Origin of the sequence: Streptomyces huasconensis, from assembly GCF_021028635.1 — a bacterium.
GTDB classification, from domain to species: Bacteria; Actinomycetota; Actinomycetes; order Streptomycetales; family Streptomycetaceae; genus Streptomyces; species Streptomyces huasconensis.
Genome location: NZ_CP086119.1, coordinates 8,153,524 through 8,173,843 on the forward strand (window position 1 = coordinate 8,153,524; position 20,320 = coordinate 8,173,843).

A 20,320-nucleotide genomic window follows, 5' to 3' on the forward strand; every position below is an offset into this window, starting at 1 on the left:
AGGGCCGACACAACCCACCAGGAGGCACCGTGGAACCCACCATCGTCCGCTGCAAGATCTGCTCGCTCAAGGACGGGCACCCGGGGGTCGTCCTCGACGACCAGCAGGTGTGCAATCTCTGCAACCTCGATTTCGCGGGTGACCTGATCGTCAACTACAAGTACACCAACGAGGTGTTCGCCGAGTTCCAGGCGGCGCCGCCCAATCCGCGCGGCGAGTTCGACTGCCTCTTCATGTACAGCGGCGGCAAGGACAGCACGTACATGCTGGACAAGTTCGTCAACGAATACGGCAAGCGCACGCTCGCCTACACCTTCGACGTGCCCTTCGAGAGCACGCACGCCGCGCAGAACATCAAGCTGGCGCAGGAGAAGCTGCCCGCGACGTTCGTGGTGGACGCGGACGACGACAACATCAAGAAGATGATGCGGGACGTCTTCAACCGGCCGCGCCCGAAGAAGCCGGGCCAGTACCTCGACGAGAAACTGCCCTGCGTCTCCTGCCGCACGTTCTTCGTGATCCGCGCCATCCTGTACGCCTTCCGCGAGCGCATCCCCTACATCGCCCTGTGCGCCGATCCGCAGCAGATCCTCACGATGGAGTCGAACGTCAGGGAAGTGGTGCGCGGCTTCTACAAGTCCTTCGGGCCCGAGCTGGCGAGCGAACTCTTCGACGGCGAGATCGAGGAGATCCTCTTCGCCGAGGACGACGAACTCCCCAAGATCGTGTTTCCGTTCATCGCCATGCGGCACGACTACGACCCCGACCGCATGGTGGCGGAACTGAAGGAGAAGGGCCTGTACGCCTCGTCGCCGATGGAGACGCACTGCACGCTGTTCCCCCTCCTGAACTACTACTCGTTCAAGAACTGGGACTGCATGTTCTACAAGCTCAACGCGTCCAGCTACACGCGCGCGGTGAGCCGCAACAAGGACTACGACCGTTCCACCTTCAGCATCAAGTTCCCGCGCTCCCTGAACCTGCCCGAGGTCGAGGAGAAGCTGAAGAAGGTGGTCCTGGAGATAGCCGCGGGCGAGGGGGACCGCGAAGAGCATCGCGCCGCACTGGTGGAGCTGTTCAAGCAGATGGACACCACCGACGACGGCGCGCGGTTCATCGCGGAGACGTTTTTGGACATGCGCGCGGTCGCCGCGGACCTCGGTATCAAGGTGGGTTGAGGAGAAGACATGAACGACCAGCGGACAGAACAGCAGGAATTCGAGGCCCGGGACTCCGACATCGCCGTCATCGGGCTGGCCTGCCGGTTCCCCGGCGCCGACACCCCCGACGCGTTCTGGCAGGTGCTGAGCGAGGGCAGGGAGACCCTCACCTACTTCACCGACGAGGAGCTGCGCGCGGCGGGCGTCGGCGAAAACCTGCTGAACGACGACCGGTACGTCAAGGCCGGGCAGGTGCTCGCGGACGCCGACACGTTCGACGCCGGCTTCTTCGGCATCACCCGGGACGAGGCGGAGCTGATCGACCCGCAGCAGCGCCAGTTCCTGCAGTGCGCGCACGAGGCACTGGAAACAGCGGGCTACGCCCCGCGCCGCGGCGAGCAGCAGATCGGCGTCTACGCCGGAGTGGGCCTCAACACCTACCTGCTGCACAACCTCGGCGAGCGCTACCGCACCGCGTCCTCCGTTGACCGCTACCGCATGATGATCACCAACGACAAGGACTTCGTCGCCACCCGCACCTCCTACAAGCTGAACCTGCGCGGCCCGAGCGTCAGCACCAACACGGCGTGCTCGACCTCGTTGGTGGCCGTCCACCTGGCCTGCCTCAGCCTCCTCTCGGGAGACTGCGCGATGGCCGTCGCGGGCGCCGCCCACATCCAGGCCGACCAGGGCGAGGGCTACCTCCACCACGAGGGGATGATCTTCTCGCCGGACGGCCACTGCAGGGCCTTCGACGCCAAGGCGCAGGGCACCGTCATCGGCAACGGCGTGGGCGCCATGGTCCTCAAGCGGCTGAGCGACGCGCTGGCCGACGGCGACACCGTGCACGCCGTCATCAAGGGCACCGCGATCAACAACGACGGCTCGGACAAGACCGGTTACACAGCGCCGAGCGTCCAGGGGCAGGCCGCCGTCATCGCCGAGGCCCAGCAGATCGCCGAGGTCGCCCCCGAGACCATCACGTACGTGGAGGCCCATGGCACGGCGACCCCGCTCGGCGACCCCGTCGAGATCGCCGCGCTCAACCAGGCCTTCGGCCGCGAGGGCGGCACCCTCGCCCCGCGGTCCTGCGCGATCGGCTCCGTCAAGACCAACGTCGGCCACCTCGACACGGCTGCGGGCATGGCGGGCCTGATCAAGACGGTCCTGATGCTGCGGCACCGCACACTCGTCCCCAGCCTCCACTTCGAGTCCCCCAACCCGGAGATCGACTTCGCGGCGGGACCCTTCCACGTCGTCACCGAGACCCGGCAGTGGCCCGAGGGCGCCACACCGCGCCGGGCGGGCGTGAGTTCCTTCGGCATCGGCGGCACCAACGCCCACGTCATCGTCGAGGAGCCGCCCGCCCTCCCCTCCGCCCCCGACGCCGAGGACGCCGGGCCCCGCCTCCTGGTGCTCTCCGCCAACACCCCGGCCGCCCTCGACACCGTTGCCGCCGAGCTGGCCCGCCGGCTCCGCAAGGACCGCGGCCTCGCCCTGTCCGCCGTGTCCCAGACCCTGGCGCTCGGCCGCCGCGCGCACCCCTACCGGCGCGCACTGGTCGCCGCCGACGTACGGGACGCCGCGCTCGCCCTGGCCCTGGGCGACGCCGACCGGATCCTGACCGCCGATCCCACCGACGAACGGCCCGTCCTGGACCTGGCCCCCGGCGGCGCCGCGCCGGGACACGCCTCGGCCCTGTACGAGGGGACCGCCGCCTTCCGCGAGCACTACGACCGCTGCGCCGCCGAGCTGGGGACATCCGCCGACGAACTGCTGGGCGCGCGGAGCCCGGAGGCGGACTTCGCCGTCCAGTACGCCACGGCGCGGACCCTGGCCGGCTGGGGGATCACCGCCCCCGTGGTCGCCGCCGACCGCACCGCGCTGCCCGACGCGGCACTGCGCCTCCTCGAAGGGATCGGCGCGCAGCACGCCGCCGGTGCCGGGCGGCCCGGCATCGCCCTGCTGCCGCAAGGGCCTGTGCCTGTCGGCGCCGAGTTCCTCCTCGCTCTCGTCGGGCGGCTGTGGACGGCGGGCGAGGACGTCGACTGGGCGGCGTTCCACGAGGGCGAGCGGATACGCCGGGTGCCGCTGCCCACCTACCCCTTCGAGCGCGTACGGCACTGGATCGAGCCGCACGGCGGCGCGGCACCGGCCGCAGAGCCTGCCGCGCGGACGCTGCGGGACCGCTTCGCGGGGGCCACGGACGCGCAGAAGAGCGCGCTGCTCACCGAGTTCATCCGACAGGAGATCGCCGCCGTCCTGGGCGCGCCCGACCCGCGGACCGTGGACCTCGACACCAATCTGTTCGACATGGGTCTGGACTCGCTGATCCTGATCGAGGTCATCGCCAAGCTCAGCGAGGAACTGGCCCACCCCGTGCGCTCGTCGGCGTTCGTCGAGTACCCGACGGTGCGCTCCTTCGTCGCCGACCTCAGCGGCGAACTGGGCATCGCCCCGGACACGGCGGCCGCCGCCCCCGCCGCCGCCTCCGAGGGCCGTGTCTCCCGCAGGGCCCAGCGGGCCGCCGCGCGCCGCCCGGGGGGCACGCGGTAGCCGGTACGGCGACGCGCGACAGGCGGTGCGGAGCGGCTGGGCCGACGGGCTCAGCCGCCCCGCACGTCCGCGCCCCGCACCGCCGTGCCCGTCACCGCGCTCCCGGGGTGCGGGCGGTCAGCCGCAGGCACGGGCGGCGCGGCTGGTACAGGGACCGACCCGGACGACCCCGCGAACTGACCCCGTCCGGGGACATCAGCCCGTCTCCCGCGTAGCCCTGGCCCGCGGAGAACCACATCTGGGCGTCCTGGTCGTCATCGGCTGGACGCGGCCTGCCGAGCATCCCGGCGACCTCGTGCCGATCCGCATCCCGTGGCCCGGCCGCCCGGCTGCGCTGCTGCCGGGTCTGGAGGTATGACGCGAGGGTCTCCAGGGCCATGCCGGTGCGCTGGCAGTACGCGGCGATCAGCAAGGCCGCCGTGTCCATCCTGTCGGAGGCGTCCGTGGCGCGGATCAGGGTCACGCGCTTCCAGTCGCGTGCGATGTCCGGCTCGGTGTAGCGCAGCACCTCCTGGCAGTTCATGACCACTTCGGAGACGAGCTGGTGAACCGCCTGCCGCAAAGGTTCAGGCATCTGGGAGTCTTCCCTGGCCGCACGGTAGGGGGGTGCGCCTTCCGACACCGGGGTTGCGGCCCTTGGTCACCCGGACGGACCAGACCCGCCTCGGCCGCTGGCGGCACCCCTGACGCCGTACCGCACCGCGGGACGGTCGCCGCGCAACTACGCGCAACCGGCCGGCCTCGGAGGGGATCATGGCGTTACTTTCTTCGGCACGGACCCGAACTCGGGTGGAGGGAACTGTCCGGCGGTGTGGGTGAACACCGACACCGCCCAGGGCCCAGAGCTGGTTGTGCAGGGCAAGTTCGCCAACGCGCCGACGCGGGCTGCGTGCCGTCAGGACAGTCCGCCCGCCGACGACGAGGGGATCGTCCGAATCCCGCTCAGCATGGTGGAGCAGATCAGGAGGGTGTCCGGCTTCGGGATGGACAACTCGCAGATCGCACCCGGGTGCCGCCCGGATGCCAGTGCTGTTGCCGTCCGGGTGGCCGGCCTTCCGCGCCGGTGGCCTTCTGTGTGATGGCCCTGCTGGAGGAGGCAGAGTTCCGTCTCTTCCGTCTCTTCCTGCGCCTCCGTCTCCTCCGGCGCCTTGAGCGCTGCCTTGGGGTTGGGCCGGGTTGCCGGCCGCGTGTCCGCTCAACGCGCCAGTGGGTGATTTCTGCGGGAGGCTGGCCGGAACCGGTGTCTGTCTGGCGCGTCTCGTCACTTCGCTGCTTCGACACCGGTGGTTGTCCACGGAGCGTGGCCGTCTGCCGAAACCGGCATATGGGGATTCAAGATCTTCAAGCCTGGCGTTTCGCCTGCTTGTTTGACTACTCGTAAGTACGCGTTGATCGCTTCGGGTGATGAAAGGTCCGGCATCTTACAGCCTGTAGCCGATTCTGCAATCAGAAGACCGAGTCCCTTTGGTCCGGTTCATCCATACATTCGATCGGCGTGAGAAGTCGTGAACGGGTACGGTCGGCCGCTTCCGCCCGGCCGGGCCGCAGGGAGGGCAAGCGGAGGGGTGTCACCGGATTGCGTACCCGGCTGTCCGGTGTGAGCTGCGAAAACGCCGAGGGCCCCGCCGGTGGCGGGGCCCTCCTGACAAGAAACATCGGGCACCCGGAGGGGGCCAACCCCCCGGGCAAATGCCCGATGATGCTGAGCGAAGGGCAGTCCAGGGCCCGTGGTCCAGCACGGATTATGTAACCGAACTTCGTGTCTCCTTATGCCTTATCCAGAGGGGTTCGGGGGGTGGACGCGGGCAAAGCCCTCCCGATACGGGTTTCTTGACGGGCAAACAACCCCCTCAAGCCAGGCAAGTGGGCGTTTAGCGTGATTGCTGCGCTTTGGCCAATGGATCTTCAAATCCCTCTGGCGAAGCCTTAGTTGGGCCTGTTGTCGGACTTCGGTATCGTCAGCGTTTAACCGGTCGATGGAGCCTGTTAAACGGGTGCCGAAGCCCGGCCAGCGCAAGTAGAGCGAAGTAAAGTCCAGCGGTCTCCGGCACCCGTGCCGGGCTCGTCCTCCCTCCGGCATCAGCCACCGGAGGGAAGCCGGGCAGCAGCCGCAGTCCCCGTCAGTCCACGCACCCGGGAGAACTGCTCGTGTCCGCCACGGCCCCGTTGGTCGCCCTCGTGGTGATCTTCCTGATCGTCTTCGCGACGATCGCCTTCGTCGTCCACCGCTTCCAGTCCAAGCCCGTCCGTGTCGCCGCGGTCATCACCGCGCTCGCCACCCTGGTCGGCGCCCTGGTCCCCATCACGCGCATCCTGATGGAGCCCCCGCCCGAGCCCGAGACCGACCTTGTCCGGCTCGTCGTCCTCGTGGTGATCTTCCTGATCGTCTTCGCGACGATCGCCTTCGCCGTCGACCGGCTCAAGTCGACACCGGCCCGCGTGGTCGCCGTCATCGTCGGGATCGGCACGCTCGTCGGGTCGATGGTCCCCATCACCAAGCTCCTCACCGAGCCCGTGACGCCGCCCGTGGCCGCGTCGCACACCATCGCCGCGCCGTCCCGGGCCGGCTTGACGGCGGGTGTGCTGTGAACGACATCCGCACCGGGGACGAGGGGTCCAACCGGCTCGTCACCGGCAGCCGCGCCGGCATCCAGCTCACCACGCAGCGTCTGGCCGCGGCCGGGTACGACATGGCCGGCGTGAGCGCCGAGCCCCGCAGCCACCGGGCGATGCGCGTGCTGCAGTACTACTACCTGCAGCAGGGCCTGGGCCACGACGTCGCCGACGAACTCGCCCGCTTCAGCCAGCTCTACCGCCACCAGCGCTCGACCGAGTCGGAACCGCTGAACGCCCACCACATTGAGTTCGTGCTGTTCGGCACGGTGCTCGTCAACGGTCGTATCTGGGGCGGCAACTACGTCCTGGGCAACCTCGACCTGTTCACCGATGTGCCCTCCGTCAACCGGCTCGAACAGGTCCAGTTCCTGTCCGCCACCCGCACCGTGCGCATACCGCGCAAGGCCCTGCGCTCCATCGCGGTGCGCAACCTGCCGGTCGTCCGCATGGTGCACCAGCGACTGATGACCTACGTCCTGGAGTTCGAGGACATCTACGGCACCGACGCCTGCAAGCCGATCCACCGCGTCGCCCGGCTCCTGTTCCACCTCGCCTACCAGCAGGGCCTGGGCGCCGAGATCCTCTCCGGCGCCCTGGACCCGAACATCGTGACCGGCCCCACCCAGCGAGACTTCGCCAACGCCCTCGGGCTGGGCGTCTCGACCGTGGAGAAGGCCCTCAAGGAACTGCGCGAACACAAGATCCTCGCCGACGCCTCCCATGGGCGGATGAACCGGACCTACCGCATCCTGGACGCCGCCCAACTCCGCGCGGTCGGCCTGGGAGCGACCCTTCCCGACCTCGGGAGCCAGTAGGCGAACGGACGGGTGATGGGGCCGCTGATCGGTCCGGCGCTGCTCACGGCCGGACCGATCAGTGGAGCCGCTCACCCCACAGCCCGAGAGCCGCGCGCGGGTCCGGACAGCAAGGCGCTACGCAAAACGCGGGCGGTGGGAGTCCGGCCCATGCTGCGATCGCCTGAGAGCAGCAGATTGCGGACCGTGGCAGGCCCTGCGCGCACCGCCGCGTGCGACGGGGGGCATGAGCACCGGCGTACACACGACAACCACCTCAAGGGATGGCCCTCGCCTTGGCCTTCGGCCGTGGGACGCGTCGCACCCCTGAACTCGCGGGGAAGGAGACGGGTCAGCTCAGCGCCCGTGCCGCTGCCGGCTTGCTGACGGCCGCCAACGGCGTCGGCAACGGAGAGGCCGGGGCGCGTCCGGTTCAAGGCGGGCCAGACGGTCGTGCGGCGCGACGTGCACCGTACGGGCCGGGTGTGGAGCGAGCACGCGCTGCGCGTCGTCGCCGAGACGAGCGAGGCCCTCGTGGCCGCCTGCGCGCCGGGAGCCGGGACCCGCTGGCCCGCCCTGTATGTCAAGGTCCGCGACGAGGGCGACCGGTCGTGCGCACGAAGGCGTTCGATGCGATGGCGATGGGCATGTGGGAGCTGGCGGACGCACTGTGGCAGGAGACCGAGCTGCTGCTGTGGAAGCCGCCGACGGCGTGGTTCAGCGTCAACGCCTTCTGCACGAGCGGCGGGTTGCGGAACTGGTACGTGAACTTCGAGCACCCCACCCGCCGTACGACGGAGGGCTTCGACACGTTCGACCTGACCGTGGACCTGGTCGTCGACGCCTATCTGACGGGCTGGCAGTGGAAGGACGAAGACGAGTACGCGCACGTGCGGCGGCTCGGCATCGTCACCGACGCCGAACACCAGGCCGTCAACGCCGCCCGCGACCAGGTCCTCGCAATGCTCGCCGAGCGCTCCGGCCCGTTCGCCGATGCTGCCGCGTGGTCGGCCTGGCGGTGGAACCGGGCCTGGTCCGCCCCGCGGCTGCCGCGCCCGGCGAAGGCAGCGGGGGGGGGGTGCACCGAAAGGCGGCTGAACCGCTAGCTGCACGGTTGCCTCCAGTGAGGGACCGAGGTCGACCGCGACGTCCTCGCCCGGCAGGTCGCCTGCGAGGGCGCCCAGAGCCGCGCCCTGGTGCCTTCCTGGACGGCTGGGACGCGATGGCCGGGAGCGCCCGCTTCGTGCTTTCGGGCCCGGTTCCGGATCTGCTGTCAACAGGAAGCCTCGGGCCGGGCATCGAGGGCGGCGTTGATCGGCATGGTTTCAGCCACGGCATGTGATTGCCAGGCGGGGCCAGGACCGCGCTGTGGATACGGTGGATCGATGTGACGGCCGGTGGTGGCCGCCGGTGGGAAGTGTTCGGTCGGCGTGCCGTCGCATCGCGGGTAGTGGTTCGGTGGGTAGCACTGAGCAGCAGATCGAGGAGCAGTTGGCGCACTCCAGCAGCGGGTCGGCGCTCGCCATGCGGGGGTGCTGACCCTCGCCGACCTGCTGGCCGCGCCGCTTCTAAATCCAGAACAAATGCCCGCGATGCCGCGCAGGAAGGGGCAAGGACTGCGTCAACGACACGCGTTCCGGAACCGGGGAGGCCGGGCGCTGAAGGCTCTGGCACGCGAGCTGGCCGTTCCCGTCGTCTTCACCGCCCCGGTGCGGGCCGTGTCGCGCCAGCCGCACTGGATGCCGGCCCCGGAAAACCTGCACGACGAGGTCGTCTTCGCCGCGGACACCGTGGTCCTGGTCCACCGCGAGGAGGCGTACAACCGGACGGCTCGGCCCATGGTGGCCGACCTCGTGGTCGCGAAGGCGCGGAACTCCCGTCCCACCATCACGGCCGACATTGCCTTCCGTCACAAGATCAGCGCCAGAGCCCATAACTTCGTATTCGGTGGTGCACTCAGACGAGTACCTGGACAACAGCCACAGCAACACGGATCGAAGCCCACTTGAGCCCGCCCAGTGAGCCCAACGGCGGACCAGCGTCCTCGGCTGGTCACGCAGCCTCCGACCGTGGGAGACCATTCAGACGGGTCAAACGGAGCCCTTGGTTGACCTTCACCTTGGGGGAGCCCACAGCATGAGTGGGGCCAGGCGACGTGCCTGGCATGAGGAGAACGAGCAAGGGGTTGCTGACCATTGGGGCGTTCGCGAAGGCGTCCCGGCTGTCGCCGAAGGCGCTGCGTCTTTACGACGAGCTCGGCCTGCTGACTCCCGCTCGCGTCGACCCGGTGACCGGCTATCGCCTCTACGCACCGGAGCAACTGGATCAGGCCCGGCTGGTTGCCTGGCTCCGACGGCTCGGGATGCCTCTCGCCCGCATCCAGCAGGTCTGCACGCTGGATGCAGGTCCGGCAGCCGAAGAGATCCGCGCGTTCTGGTCCCAGGTCGAAGCCGACATCGCCGCACGGCGGGACTTGGCCACCTTCCTCATCGACCACCTCTCCTGGAAGGACCCTGCCCTGTCCCCGATCGCCAAGCCCCTGGGCATCCGTTACGCCGCCCTTTCCGACACCGGCCTTGTCCGCGAGAGCAACCAGGACACCGTCTACGCAGGGTCCCGTCTGCTCGCGGTCGCCGACGGCTACGGCAGCGGAGGTGCGCCCGCGAGCGCCGCCGCTGTCGACGCGCTCAAGAGCCTCGAAACCGACAGCATCCCGGCGCGCAATCTCCTCAACGTCCTCGAAGACGCGATCGACCAAGCCAAACAGGCCGTACACGGCGTCTCCGGAGCCGACCCTTCCGCCGAAGAGGCAGGCACCACACTCACCGCGATGCTCTGGACCGGCTCACAGCTGGCCCTCGTCCACATCGGCGACTCCCGCGTCTACCTCCTGCGCGACGGAGAGCTGTTCCAGATCACTCAAGATCACACCATGGTGCAGTCGATGGTCGACGAAGGACACATCAGCCCAGAGGAGGCCGTCTCCCACCCCCAGCGATCACTGTTGATTCGGGCCCTGGGTCAAGGAGCCGATGGCACCCCCGACATGCGTCTGCACGACGCACAGCGGGAAGACCGCTACCTGCTCTGCTCCGACGGCCTGTCGACCGTCGTGCCGACCGAAGAAATCCGCCGAGTGCTCTCCGACATCAGCGAGCCAGAGCAGGCGGTCCGCGAACTCGTCTCCCTCGCCAACGGCTCCGGCGGCCCCGACAACGTCAGCTGTGGGTCGCCGACGTCATGGAGCTCCAGCAATAGGAGCGAGCGGCATGCACTTCGAGTTGCACCAGATCCGCTCTCACGAACTCATCCGCGAGGCGGACGGATACCGACTCGCCCAACAAGTCAGGGCGGCCAAATCGGTCCGCCGGTCCAGGCCTCGAAGTCCTAGCTCAGACACCAGGGAACAAGTAACCCGTCAGTAGTCTTCTGGGCGGTATTGGCCTCGGTACTGGCGGACTCTCGTGATCAACTGTCGCCAGTTCCCCGTGGAACCCAACCTGCCGGTGACCGTGTGTGACGCCCAACGGCGTATCGGCTGCAAGGTCCCGGCGGCCCCGTTGAGCCGGCGGGGTGGTGGTTTTGTCGTGGTAGCCGAGAGCGGTCGAGATGGTCCGATCGTCGTTGCCTGCCCGGTAAGGGTGGGAACCGAACACGCAGGAAAGGGGCCGCCGGAACCGGCTACGCGCTCCGGGTCGGGAGCCAGGTGTCGATGACCTCGGCGACAAGGGCGGCGCCGCGGCTGTTCTGATGGATGTGGTCGGTCGTGAGCACGAGACCTCGGCGCCGCGAGATCGTGTCGAGGCTGCGGCGCAGCACGGCGTGCCGGACCAGGACGCTGACGCTCGCCGCGGGCGTCGGGTCCCGGTAGGGGATCGGCGGCGGGTCCGCCTGGCGTAGTTCCTCGGTCTGGCGTTCGTGCAGCGGGAGGTAGGTCGCCTTGTTGGTGGTGGCGACCTCGGCGATCATGCGGCTGTACGCCTGTGATGCCCGTGCCGCGGCTCCGTCGAGTTGTTGGCCGAGGACCGGGAGGGTCAGCAGAGCGATCGTCGCGTCAGTCTCCGTTCGCAGCCGTTCGACGACGGCTCCCGGGTACTGCTGGAACCAGCCGGCCGACGGGCGCTCGGGGAGTTGTTTGCGCTTCACGGCCCGCTCGGTGGGGTAGCCGGCGAGGCTCGCTCGGGCGTCGTTGGTCCCGATCAGCACGGTGATCACGTCGGGTTCGTCCGCGACGACGGCATCGAGGCGCCGTGAGAGGTTGTGGGCGAAGTCGCCGTTGACGCCGAAGCGGGCGAGCCGTACGTCGCCGGGAGGGCGGCGGCGTTCGAGAAGGTCCAGGTAGTCGACGCTGAACTGCGCGCGGGTGAGGCTGTCGCCGAGGCATGCGACACGGGTCGTCACGGTGTTTGCGGGCCGGACGTGCCGACGCGCTCGGTCGGGCGGGCTTCGGTCCGGGGACGGTGGTCGGTGCCGAGGCCAGCGGTGATGGTCAGGATGGACGCCGGTCCCGCCATGTCGACCGCGTGCCATGTCCCGGCCGGGTTGACGGTGGCCTCGCCCGGCCCGAGCACAACCCGGTCGGGCACTCCGTCCACATCGCGGGTGACCGTCACCGACCCGCTGAGGCAGACGACCAGTTCGTCGCCGGCGGGGTGGCGCTCCCAATGGTCGCCCAGGCCGTCGGCGTCGAAGATCGTCACCATCCGGCCCTCGGCGCCGTCCGCCGCGACCGCGGCGCTGTAGGCATGGAGCACCTCGGGGTCCCAAGCGAAGCCCTCGACGGGTTTCGCTCTCGACCCCAGCCCGAGGTGCACGGGGGTGGTCCGCAGGTCGATGGCGTTGGGTTCGTGATTGACGAGTCTCATGCCGCCGATCGTCACAGGACAGCAATAGGGTGGTCTTGAAGAAAAGGGAACGGAAGCCGACGCGATGGGCGGCGCGGTCGGCGACTACCCGGTCCCGAGCAGGACTTCGCCGCGACGCCATGCTGTCGGCGATCTGCCCGTGAACTCGCTCCAGTCCCGGACGAGATGGGCCTGGTCGGCGTAGCCGGAGACGGCCGCCACTTCGGCCCACGGAAGCGGGTCGTGCGTGGTGGCCAGTTCGTGCGCGTGCTCGAAGCGCAGAACCCGGGCGAAGGTCTTCGGCGACAGGCCCACCTCACCGCGAAACCGCTCGGTGAGGTACCGACGGCTCCAGCCCAGTTCTGCGGCGACCCTCCCAACCTGGACGCGGCCCCGCGCGGTCAAGAGGCGGCGCCAGGCCTCCGCCACCTCGGGGCGCATTCGGGACACGGGGTCGCCGTCGGCACCGCGGCCGACGGCTCGCAGGAGCAACTCGTCCAGCGCGGCGAAGCGCGCGGCCCATGTCGTCGCCGCGCGGAGCCGGTCGACCAGCTCGACGCCGAGCGCTCCGAGAAGCTCGCCGAGTGGGACCAGTCGTTGGGCGAGGTCAGCGGCGGGCATGCCGTAGACGGCCCGGGTCCCGAGCGGTGTCAGCGACACCTGCACGCCTTCCTGGCGTCCGTCGTGGTGGATCGCGACGGACCGGCGCATCAGACCGCCGGCCACGCTGCCGAATCGGGTGACCGGTGACCCGTCGTCGACGCCCGCCGCCACCTCCAAAGGGCCGGACAGACTGATCACCGCAGTGAGCACGCGGCCCGGCGGACCGCAGTGCACCCCCGCCGGGAACCCACGAAGATCGAAACCGACATACGAGCCGACGTACCGCCGCAAGGCGGGCGCCCGACGTGCACAGATCCTGGTGGCCAGGCGTCGGCGCCAGTCGACATCGTTGCGCAGCAGGGCCTTGGTCTGCATGAGGTCCAGGGCCCGAACTGCCGGCCTGGAGGGAAGACCACAACGCTTCTCACCGCCAGCTTCGCGCCCGTGTCGAGCACGCCTTCGCCCGCATGAAGAACTGGAAGATCCTCCGCGACTGTCGCCTGAACGGCGACGGCGTCCACCACGCCATGCTCGGCATCGCCCGCCTTCACAGCCTTGCCTTGACCGGATAGCGGATCTATGCCTGCAGGACCGCGTCTGTGACCACGTTGGGATCTCAGTGCGTAGTGCTGGCGTGGTGGGAAATTTGGTGGACCCGATGTGGATGATGAAGGCGTGATCTCCAAGGAGCGTGCCGTCGAACGGGTGGAGTCGTTGCTGGCCACGATGCGGCTGGCACATGAGCTGGTCGTCCACGAGGTGAAGGAGCACTCGTTGGGCTGGCTCGTCTTCTGGAACTCGGCGGAGTACGCCCGCACCCGCGATCTGCGCGATCTCCTCGTCGGCGGCGGCCCTTACCTGGTGGACCGGTACGACGGGAGCGTCCACCACATCCCTGTCACCACGTGGGTGGGTGAGGACTGGGAGGAGCTCTACCTCCGGCAGATCAAGGGGGTGCGGGCGCCCGACCCCCTGGCCGCTTTCGTGCTCGCGCTGATGAACTCCGCCGGGACGGTGGCCGCGATGCATCATCTCCGCAACCAAGCCCCGCGCTTGAGCCTGCAGGAGGCGAGGACCTACGTCATGGCCGTCCGAAACGGAGCCGAGCCTCCACACGAGCTGGTGGACCTCACCAGGGAAGAAGAGGTCTGCCCACCTCTGGCGATCGAAACAGTGGCCGGCCCGGACCCCCTGTAGTCCGCTTATGAGGGTGAGGCCCAGATCGTGTGGCTACGGCAGCCCTCAAACGCGGCCTGAGATCACTTGCGGGACCTTAGAGGTCCTCACAAAGGCGTCGACGTGGCGGTGGGTGATCAGGCAGACGGCGAGTCCGAGGAATGCTTCGTGGATGTCGTCACGTCTCTCCCAGCGGATGCGCAGGCGGCGGAAGCCGTGGAGCCAGACGATCGTGCGCTCGACGACGTAGCGGAAGATGCCCAGGCCGGTGCCGTGCGGCTCGACTCTCTTCGCGATCACGGGGCGGATGCCTCGCTGCCGGAGCAGGCGGCGGTACTTGTCGTGGTCGTAGCCGCGGTCGGCCAGCAGGGCATCGGGGCGCCGGTGAGGTCTGCCGACCTGGCCTGCGACGGCGGGGATCTTGTCGAGCAGCGGCTCGAGTTGGGTGGCGTCGTTGCGGTTTCCGCCGGTCACAGACACCGCGAGCGGGATGCCCTGCCCGTCGACGACGAGGTGGTACTTGCTGCCCGGCCGTGCGCGGTCGAGCGGGCTCGGCCCCGCTTTTGGGCCCCGCCGGGTAGCCCGCGCGTGCGAGGAGTCGATCACCGCCCGCTCCCAGTCCAGCCGGTTCTTCGAGCGCAGCTCGTTCAGCAGCAACCCGTGGAGCTGGTCCAAGACGCCGGCCTCGTTCCAGGCCGCAAGACGCCGCCAGCAGGTCATGCCCGAGCCGAAACCGAGCTCCTGGGACAGGTACTCCCACTGGAACCGTGTTCCAGACCGCACAGCAGGCCGTTCAGGAGTACCGGGACCGCGCCCTGACGATTCTGCTCCGGACCGACGAGGTTGAAGCCGAAGCCCGGCGGGCGTACAAGACAGAACAGCATCGCCCCTGGTTCCAGTACCACCCCAACGGCGCGAACGCCGTTGCCGCCCCGGTAAAAGCCGCCGATACGGCCCGGGAGCGTGTAGCCGAGCACCTGCTAACAACGCGACTTGAACAATTGCGCGAACATGCAGCGCCCCCCACCGAGGCGGCTGCGCCCACGGCTTGGACGGACCGGCTCCCCAGCTCGCTGCGCGCCCGATAGACGGCGGCATGGTCAGTACGGCGATCGCGTAGCACCGGACTGAGTGAGGTCGACATCGCTGGTCTCGCCCCGGGATCGGCGAAGATGATCGCCTCCAGGTTCTGTGCCCTGAGGTCGTCATCAGCGAATGCGGCCTCGATGACGGCGGCCTCCAGCGGGGCCATCCCCCGCGGGCGCGCGGAGCAGCAATCGCTGCACCGATGCTCCCCAAGGCCGGAGGGACCATTCCCGCGGGCGCGGGGAGCAGACCAAACGCGAACCCCTGAGCGCTGCAAGGTCGGGACCATCCCCACGGGCGCGGGGATGGTCCCCCGCCCCGGGCAGTTGTCCGGCGAGCTTGGCGGTGCTCCCCGCGCGTGCGGGGATGGTGCCGACGCCGGCGGCGGCCTGTCGTCAAAACTGTGCTCCCCGCACCCCGCGGGATATGACATGGCGGAGCCAGGCCGCGTCGAAGTTGTGCCGGTCAGCGGCGAGACCTTGTTCACGGATCACCTCGGCGAGACGGTGCTGGCAGTCAGCGAAGAGAGTGTCCCGGACAGCGGGCGGATCGCACTGGAGATCACCTTCGACTCCGGCCGTGTCCTATGTGAGACCTGGGCCGGAGATCTCCGCCTGTCCAGCAAGTGATCAACACGCGAGCCATGGCGTGAACGGTGTGAGGCTCCTGCCGTGGCTGGTGTGACCACGGCGTCACAGCCGTCCTGGTTAGCCCCGTTCACCGGGCCGATGGCCGGACGCCCAGGCCACTTCGACATCAGCCGGGCCATGATCAATATCCATGGCTTCTGGGCCGCAACTAGGTCCTGTCCGGTAGGTCCGGTGACTGACCAGCTTGGGGATCGTTTCGATCGGCATGGGGCGGGGTGACCTCTCGGATGAGGAGTGGGTTCGGCTGGAGCCGCACCTGCCGAAGAACGTTGGACGAGGCGGACGTTGGAAGAGCCACCGCAGAGTGATCAACGGAATCCTCTTCCGGCAGCGGACCGGCATCCCATGGAGGGACCTACCGCTCCGGTTCGGGAAGTGGAAGACGGTGCACGACAGGCATCGACGCTGGTCAGCGGACGGCACGTGGGACAGGGTTCTGCGGGCTGTCCAGGCTGACGCTGACGCGGAGGGCCGCATCGACTGGTCCATGGTGAGCGTGGACTCCACCGTGTGCCGCGCTCACCAACACGCGGCCGGAGCCCGTCGAACCGCCCCTCGCATTCCAGCACGCCGTCGGCGCCCTGTCTCGCACCGCGCCGACGAAGCTTTGGGACGCTCACGCGGTGGCTTCACATGCAAGATCCACCTGGCCAGTGAAGGCGGCCGACGGCCGCTCGCATTTGTGATCACACCGGGCCAGTGGGGCGATGCCCCGCAGCTGATCGAGGTCCTGGACCGCATCCGCGTCGCCCGGCCCGCCGGCGGACACCCCCGCACCCGGCCGGACTACCTGAGCGGCGACCGGGCGTACAGTGCACGCCGCAACCGCCGCTACCTGCGCAGACGTCAGATCAAGCACACCATCCCAGAGCCCAGGAACCAGCGGGCCAACCGCCACAACCGGGGCAGCAAGGGCGGTCGGCCCACCGGCTTCGACAGGACGGTCTACAAACGCCGTAACCAGGTCGAGCGAACGATCAATCGCCTCAAGAACTTCAGGGCCGCCACGAGGTACGACAAGCGGGCCTACATCTTCCATGGGCACCGTTACTGCCGCCGTAATCCGACTCTGGCTCTGCCCATAAGCGGATTGCGGGAACGCACAAGCAGTCGACGAATGGTCACGCGGCGAACGCGACTCTCCGCAGGAAGCGGGCCACGCCCTTGTCAGTCCTCAGGGCGACGCCGCAGCGACGCAGAACTCGTTGCCCTCTGGGTCGGCCATCACGATGTGGTGCTCGTCGAACTCTCTGACGACGTTACCGCCCGCCTTCATCAGGCGCTCGGCCTCCGCCTTGATCCGCGCCCAACGCTCATCGCAGCGGCCATGTCCCGGCACCCGGACATCGATGTGAAGTCGGTTCTTCGCTGCTTTCGGTTCAGGGACCTTGAGAATGGAGAGCCGGGGGCCGACTCCGTCGGGATCGCACAGCCACGCGGCGTCGTCCACGGAGTCGTCATCCTGGAGGTTGAACTGCGCGAGCCACTCCTCGCGGGTACTGAAGGGAGCGGGCGGCGGCTCGTCTACGTACCCCAGGGCCGTCTTCCAGAACTCGGCAAGGAGCTGCGCGTCTGTGCAATCAAGGGTCAGATCGATTCTGGCTGCCATGACAGGACGGTACTGCGCACCTCTGACAGGGGGAGTCGCCCCAGCATCCGGCTGCGGCCTACACGCCATAACTCGTCGGACACCGCCTAGTCCCGGCGGTGCGCCCAGCCTCTTTTGCACCGGGGGTGAGGGATAGGGCATGAGGCCTGTCCGGGTACGGGTACGTACCCGTACCCGTACCCTGGGGGGTGGAAAGGAGTGTGGCGATGTCTGATGCCAATATCCGTGTCCCTGAGGAGGCCAAGGATCGCCTCGCGGCGATCGCGGCCGCGGAGGGACTGTCGCTGCGGGCGTACCTGGCCCGCCTCGCCGAGACCCTCCTCACCCCTGCTGAGCGGGCCGAGCGGGCCGAGAAGGCCAAGGCCGCACTCGCGGCGTGGAACGGGTACGCGCCGACCGCGGCCCAGGAACAGGACCTGGACTCCGAGCTGGACCGCCGCCTGGCACAGGCGGCTGGCCGGTGAGCGAGCCGATGCACATCGTCCTGGACGAGAGCGCGATGGCGGCTGCCGGACAGGGCAACGTCCTGGCCTCCCGGCTCATCCACCGCGCGCACGCCGAGGCTGACTGGCACCTGTACGCCCCGACGTGCGCACTCATCGAAGCCGACCGCGGCCGGCCGGGCACCGCCGAGCACCTGGCCGCATTGCCCGGCGTCACCGTTGTCGACCTGGACCTGCCCGCTGCCCTGGCTGTGGCTCGCCAGAAAACCTGGGCACTCGCCCACGCCGCGCACACCGCTCAGCCCACCCCGGACCGGCCGGCCGGGGCGATCGTGGCGACCACCGTGCCGCAGCGGTGGGAAGGCCAGCCGGTGCGCGTTCTGGACCTGACTCCCTGATCGTCACGACGACGGCGGGGCAACGATCGTGGCCGAGGATGCCGGCCGTCTCAAGGTGGGGGACCTCTTGTTGCGGTGCTGCACATCGGCCGAGGCCGGGAGCGAGCGGGCCTCGGACCAAGGGCCGAGTCACCGGGTTGTTTCGGCCGGACCGCCTGCGCGGTGTATGTGACGAACAGTCTTGCTGCCACCGTTTTCGTTGACCGAGGAGATGAGCAGGAGGACGAAGCGCCGACGTCGCTCGAGGATGTCCGTGCTCAGACCGGTGCGACCAGCTCTCCTGCGCTGCGTCAGGCCGGATGAGCTCTCGCGCTCCGTCCGGCCGGTTACAGCGGAAGCGCCAGTCGGTGATGCGGCGTCGGCGGAATCCCGCAGGTCATCGTCGTTGTCCAGGGTCTCCAGGCGAGTGCGGTGAAACGCAGAACACTGCCCGACACCACTGTAGGTACCAGTTCTGGTGGCTAGAGTGGTGGCATGACTGTGATGACGCTGCGCATCCCGGACGATCTGGACTCCTCGATCCGTGCCGGCGCCGAGGCCGCGGGCCTGTCCCTGAACGCGTACATCGTCCGGGCGGCTCGCCGTCAGGCCACCCTGGATGCCGCGCGGCAGCTCGCCTCTCTGGGTCTGGGGGAGGACCTGGCGGGCGAGGGCGACGCTCTGTGAGGCGCGGTGAGGTCTGGACTCTGGCCGATGGACGCAGCGTCCTGATCGTCTCCCTGGACGGTCTGGAGACATCGTTCAAGGCGGTACTCGCGATCGTGCTGCACCCGAGCGGGCGCTACCCCGACACGGCGATGAGCGTGGTGATCGGCGACCCGATGCCGTGCACCGCGGTCGCCGTTAACCTTCAGCAGTTGCGCGTGACACGCTTTACGGACGCGACCCGTGTCGGGGTGGTGCCCGCCGAGACGATGGTGCGGGTGGACCAGGCGCTGCGCGCGGTTCTCGATCTGTGAGGCGGGTTCTCACCTCACCGCGAGCGGCGGTCACCGCGTAGGCCGGTAGTTCCTCCCGCTACGGCTGTCGCGCGTATGAGGGCGCCGGCCTACTCCATGCGGCCCGGAACGCGGCCGCGCCCACGCATACGGATCTCAGGATGCCCGAAGACGAGGCCGGCCGGTAGCGGCGGGACATCGGCTCCCCGGCCCCGGCTCCGTCCTCAGTCAATGAGATGGCTCCGGGACGGCCGGGGCCAGAGCGCAGGCCCGGCTATCGGCCATCCGGAGCGGCAGGGACTTCCTCCCAGGACCAGCCGTAGGCGGCCATACCTTCCTTGGTCCACTCCATCATCAGCCGTGCTCCCTCGTCGGCCCGCCTGTGTCGTGGCCACCGCCCGTGGTGAAGAAACGTATGACAGCGGCGGCCGCAGGTTTGTCCGCGTCGCAGACTTTGCACAGCTCCAGTCGTATTGGTCGGCCATACGAGTCGGTCTTCGGCATGCGGGCCACGGTGACGAGCTGATGCTGCTGACAGCGTGAACAGGCGGGCAGGGCTTGGGATCGCACAACGTGGTTCATAACGCGCCCCCTTGCGCAAAACGAGAGCCTCCACCCAAGACTCCCTCACACCTCTCGTCAACCTTCTTGCACACACCACCCGCGCCAGAACTCCCCAGCCGCCGCACCTGACCGGCTTCCAGCGGTGGTAAGCGGCGGCGCATGCGGTGACGTCGGTCGCCGCTCGATGCCGCGGGCCGTCCGGGCGCCCCCTCGCTGTCCCACCTCGACGCGGGCCGCACCCGCCGCCACAGGCCATCGCGGCGGCACAGCGTGCAGTCAACCGCCGAGGAGTATGGCCAGCAGCCGCCGCGTGGTCGCCGAGCTGTCCGTGGCCGGTCCGGGGCTGCGGGTCATCAACAGATGGTGGGTCGTGCCAACGAGCGCGAGGGCGATGGCGGCCGTGTCGCTGCCGACGGGGACCCGGCCGGCATGCTGTTCCGCCTGGAGGTAGGCGGTGACGGCGTGCTGGATCGCATCGAACGCGGGCGCGCCGGACTGGAAGCCCTCGCGGGTATGCGACGCGGCCGCGGGGCGGGTCATCGCCAGGCCCACGACCGCAGGCGGAAGGGAGTCCAGCAGAGCCTCGACTACTTCGTGGAGGTTCTCGGCGACCGTGGCCTGCCCCACCTTGGCCTGCAGGGCCTCAGCCTGGCGGGCGCTACGCGCGAACCGGTCCAGGACCAGTTCGGCGACGAACTCGTCGAGGCCGGCGAAGTGGGTGTGCAGGACGCCCTTGGCGCAGTCGGCCTCCGCGGTGACCGCGCGGCTGGTCAGGGCCGCGGCCCCGTCACGGGCCACCACCCGTTCCGCGGCCGCGAACAGCCGCTCCCGCAAATCCGGAATCGCCACTCCACGAGGTGACACGACAGCCATCCCCTTCACC

General features: G+C 69.0%; 23 protein-coding genes and 2 pseudogenes. 17 read left to right on the forward strand and 8 right to left on the reverse strand.

Going from position 1 to position 20,320, the window contains the following annotated elements:
• Window positions 1-29: 29 nt before the first annotated feature.
• Together J2N69_RS35960 and J2N69_RS35965 are read left to right on the forward strand one after the other, a co-directional pair.
• A complete protein-coding gene (locus J2N69_RS35960; protein ID WP_230904478.1) occupies window positions 30-1,178 on the forward strand; it encodes an adenine nucleotide alpha hydrolase family protein in 1,149 nt (382 codons plus the stop codon).
• Between the two features lie 9 nt (window positions 1,179-1,187).
• Window positions 1,188-3,716, forward strand: a complete 2,529-nt coding sequence (locus tag J2N69_RS35965; protein WP_230904479.1) for a type I polyketide synthase — start codon at window positions 1,188-1,190, stop codon at window positions 3,714-3,716.
• 91 nt (window positions 3,717-3,807) lie between these two features.
• On the opposite strand, the gene J2N69_RS35970 is transcribed toward J2N69_RS35965, so the two are convergent.
• Window positions 3,808-4,290 (reverse strand): hypothetical protein, encoded by a 483-nt coding sequence (locus J2N69_RS35970; RefSeq protein WP_230904480.1) that lies wholly within the window; start codon window positions 4,288-4,290, stop codon window positions 3,808-3,810.
• A 241-nt stretch (window positions 4,291-4,531) separates the two neighbouring features.
• Here J2N69_RS35970 and J2N69_RS35975 point away from each other — a divergent pair, with 241 nt between their 5' ends.
• The 6 genes and pseudogenes from J2N69_RS35975 to J2N69_RS36000 all read left to right on the forward strand — a co-directional run bounded on the left by J2N69_RS35975 (window position 4,532) and on the right by J2N69_RS36000 (window position 10,384).
• Window positions 4,532-4,795, forward strand: a complete 264-nt coding sequence (locus J2N69_RS35975; RefSeq protein ID WP_230904481.1) for a hypothetical protein — start codon at window positions 4,532-4,534, stop codon at window positions 4,793-4,795.
• A gap of 1,069 nt (window positions 4,796-5,864) precedes the next feature.
• On the forward strand, window positions 5,865-6,305 hold the full coding sequence (locus J2N69_RS35980) for a hypothetical protein (protein WP_230904482.1): 441 nt from the start codon (window positions 5,865-5,867) through the stop codon (window positions 6,303-6,305).
• Window positions 6,302-7,147: a helix-turn-helix domain-containing protein gene (locus J2N69_RS35985; protein ID WP_230904483.1), complete on the forward strand. Its 846-nt coding sequence runs from the start codon at window positions 6,302-6,304 to the stop codon at window positions 7,145-7,147. Before J2N69_RS35980 ends, J2N69_RS35985 begins: the two co-directional genes overlap by 4 nt.
• A gap of 590 nt (window positions 7,148-7,737) precedes the next feature.
• Window positions 7,738-8,232: a ribonuclease FAU-1 family protein gene (locus J2N69_RS35990; RefSeq protein ID WP_230904484.1), complete on the forward strand. Its 495-nt coding sequence runs from the start codon at window positions 7,738-7,740 to the stop codon at window positions 8,230-8,232.
• 426 nt (window positions 8,233-8,658) lie between these two features.
• Window positions 8,659-9,135, forward strand: a complete 477-nt coding sequence (locus J2N69_RS35995) for a DnaB-like helicase C-terminal domain-containing protein (protein ID WP_230904485.1) — start codon at window positions 8,659-8,661, stop codon at window positions 9,133-9,135.
• A gap of 155 nt (window positions 9,136-9,290) precedes the next feature.
• Window positions 9,291-10,384: pseudogene (locus tag J2N69_RS36000) on the forward strand (MerR family transcriptional regulator).
• 423 nt (window positions 10,385-10,807) lie between these two features.
• On the opposite strand, the gene J2N69_RS36005 reads toward J2N69_RS36000, so the two are convergent.
• The 3 genes from J2N69_RS36005 to J2N69_RS36015 form a co-directional block, all read right to left on the reverse strand.
• Entirely contained in the window at window positions 10,808-11,527 is a 720-nt protein-coding gene (locus J2N69_RS36005) for an SGNH/GDSL hydrolase family protein (protein WP_230904486.1), read from the reverse strand.
• Entirely contained in the window at window positions 11,524-11,991 is a 468-nt protein-coding gene (locus tag J2N69_RS36010; RefSeq protein ID WP_230904487.1) for a cupin domain-containing protein, read from the reverse strand. The genes J2N69_RS36005 and J2N69_RS36010 overlap by 4 nt, the downstream gene beginning before the upstream one ends.
• Window positions 11,992-12,075: 84 nt before the next feature.
• Window positions 12,076-12,948, reverse strand: coding sequence for a helix-turn-helix domain-containing protein (locus J2N69_RS36015; RefSeq protein ID WP_230904488.1), 873 nt, complete (start codon window positions 12,946-12,948; stop codon window positions 12,076-12,078).
• A gap of 14 nt (window positions 12,949-12,962) precedes the next feature.
• Here J2N69_RS36015 and J2N69_RS36020 point away from each other — a divergent pair.
• Both J2N69_RS36020 and J2N69_RS36025 read left to right on the forward strand, forming a co-directional pair.
• Window positions 12,963-13,145, forward strand: a pseudogene (locus tag J2N69_RS36020) (transposase); the annotation flags it as partial.
• Between the two features lie 103 nt (window positions 13,146-13,248).
• The gene (locus J2N69_RS36025; protein ID WP_230904489.1) at window positions 13,249-13,770 is read left to right on the forward strand and encodes a YrhB domain-containing protein; all 522 of its coding nucleotides are present in this window, start codon (window positions 13,249-13,251) and stop codon (window positions 13,768-13,770) included.
• Between the two features lie 45 nt (window positions 13,771-13,815).
• Here J2N69_RS36025 and J2N69_RS36030 read toward each other — a convergent pair whose 3' ends face one another.
• Window positions 13,816-14,469 (reverse strand): IS5 family transposase, encoded by a 654-nt coding sequence (locus J2N69_RS36030; RefSeq protein WP_230905018.1) that lies wholly within the window; start codon window positions 14,467-14,469, stop codon window positions 13,816-13,818.
• A 47-nt stretch (window positions 14,470-14,516) separates the two neighbouring features.
• Here J2N69_RS36030 and J2N69_RS36035 point away from each other — a divergent pair, with 47 nt between their 5' ends.
• From J2N69_RS36035 to J2N69_RS36045, 3 genes are all read left to right on the forward strand, one after another.
• Window positions 14,517-14,837 carry a hypothetical protein gene (locus J2N69_RS36035; protein WP_230904490.1) on the forward strand — a complete coding sequence of 107 codons (321 nt, stop codon included), beginning with the start codon at window positions 14,517-14,519 and terminating at the stop codon, window positions 14,835-14,837.
• 429 nt (window positions 14,838-15,266) lie between these two features.
• Entirely contained in the window at window positions 15,267-15,464 is a 198-nt protein-coding gene (locus J2N69_RS36040; protein WP_230904491.1) for a hypothetical protein, read from the forward strand.
• A 226-nt stretch (window positions 15,465-15,690) separates the two neighbouring features.
• Window positions 15,691-16,570, forward strand: a protein-coding gene (locus J2N69_RS36045) for an IS5 family transposase (protein ID WP_408056932.1) whose coding sequence is annotated in 2 segments (ribosomal slippage) — window positions 15,691-16,524 and window positions 16,526-16,570 — 879 coding nt in all. Because the reading frame shifts where the segments join, the coding sequence is not laid out codon by codon here.
• Window positions 16,571-16,659: 89 nt separating this feature from the next.
• Here the strand turns inward: J2N69_RS36045 and J2N69_RS36050 are convergent.
• Complete coding sequence (locus J2N69_RS36050; RefSeq protein ID WP_230904492.1) at window positions 16,660-17,094, reverse strand: VOC family protein; 435 nt, start codon at window positions 17,092-17,094, stop codon at window positions 16,660-16,662.
• Between the two features lie 206 nt (window positions 17,095-17,300).
• Here J2N69_RS36050 and J2N69_RS36055 point away from each other — a divergent pair, with 206 nt between their 5' ends.
• From J2N69_RS36055 to J2N69_RS36070, 4 genes are all read left to right on the forward strand, one after another.
• On the forward strand, window positions 17,301-17,558 hold the full coding sequence (locus J2N69_RS36055; RefSeq protein ID WP_230904493.1) for a hypothetical protein: 258 nt from the start codon (window positions 17,301-17,303) through the stop codon (window positions 17,556-17,558).
• A gap of 8 nt (window positions 17,559-17,566) precedes the next feature.
• Complete coding sequence (locus J2N69_RS36060; RefSeq protein ID WP_408056933.1) at window positions 17,567-17,935, forward strand: PIN domain-containing protein; 369 nt, start codon at window positions 17,567-17,569, stop codon at window positions 17,933-17,935.
• A 474-nt stretch (window positions 17,936-18,409) separates the two neighbouring features.
• A complete protein-coding gene (locus J2N69_RS36065) occupies window positions 18,410-18,601 on the forward strand; it encodes a toxin-antitoxin system HicB family antitoxin (protein ID WP_230904495.1) in 192 nt (63 codons plus the stop codon).
• Window positions 18,598-18,894, forward strand: coding sequence for a hypothetical protein (locus J2N69_RS36070; protein ID WP_230904496.1), 297 nt, complete (start codon window positions 18,598-18,600; stop codon window positions 18,892-18,894). The genes J2N69_RS36065 and J2N69_RS36070 overlap by 4 nt, the downstream gene beginning before the upstream one ends.
• Before the next feature lie 333 nt (window positions 18,895-19,227).
• On the opposite strand, the gene J2N69_RS36075 is transcribed toward J2N69_RS36070, so the two are convergent.
• Both J2N69_RS36075 and J2N69_RS36080 read right to left on the reverse strand, forming a co-directional pair.
• A complete protein-coding gene (locus tag J2N69_RS36075) occupies window positions 19,228-19,455 on the reverse strand; it encodes a DUF6300 family protein (RefSeq protein ID WP_230904497.1) in 228 nt (75 codons plus the stop codon).
• Window positions 19,456-19,713: 258 nt separating this feature from the next.
• Complete coding sequence (locus J2N69_RS36080) at window positions 19,714-20,301, reverse strand: TetR family transcriptional regulator (protein ID WP_230904498.1); 588 nt, start codon at window positions 20,299-20,301, stop codon at window positions 19,714-19,716.
• Window positions 20,302-20,320 lie beyond the last annotated feature (19 nt).

Excerpts from the sequence above, each read along its gene's own strand:
- J2N69_RS35965 (WP_230904479.1), top strand. The coding sequence starts at position 1,188 with ATGAACGACCAGCGGACAGAACAGCAGGAATTCGAGGCCCGGGACTCC.
- J2N69_RS35970 (WP_230904480.1), bottom strand. The coding sequence starts at position 4,290 with ATGCCTGAACCTTTGCGGCAGGCGGTTCACCAGCTCGTCTCCGAAGTG.
- J2N69_RS36010 (WP_230904487.1), bottom strand. The coding sequence starts at position 11,991 with ATGAGACTCGTCAATCACGAACCCAACGCCATCGACCTGCGGACCACC.
- J2N69_RS36015 (WP_230904488.1), bottom strand. The coding sequence starts at position 12,948 with ATGCAGACCAAGGCCCTGCTGCGCAACGATGTCGACTGGCGCCGACGC.
- J2N69_RS36030 (WP_230905018.1), bottom strand. The coding sequence starts at position 14,469 with ATGACCTGCTGGCGGCGTCTTGCGGCCTGGAACGAGGCCGGCGTCTTG.
- J2N69_RS36040 (WP_230904491.1), top strand. The coding sequence starts at position 15,267 with ATGGCGGAGCCAGGCCGCGTCGAAGTTGTGCCGGTCAGCGGCGAGACC.
- J2N69_RS36050 (WP_230904492.1), bottom strand. The coding sequence starts at position 17,094 with ATGGCAGCCAGAATCGATCTGACCCTTGATTGCACAGACGCGCAGCTC.
- J2N69_RS36055 (WP_230904493.1), top strand. The coding sequence starts at position 17,301 with ATGTCTGATGCCAATATCCGTGTCCCTGAGGAGGCCAAGGATCGCCTC.
- J2N69_RS36060 (WP_408056933.1), top strand. The coding sequence starts at position 17,567 with ATGCACATCGTCCTGGACGAGAGCGCGATGGCGGCTGCCGGACAGGGC.
- J2N69_RS36065 (WP_230904495.1), top strand. The coding sequence starts at position 18,410 with ATGACTGTGATGACGCTGCGCATCCCGGACGATCTGGACTCCTCGATC.
- J2N69_RS36075 (WP_230904497.1), bottom strand. The coding sequence starts at position 19,455 with ATGAACCACGTTGTGCGATCCCAAGCCCTGCCCGCCTGTTCACGCTGT.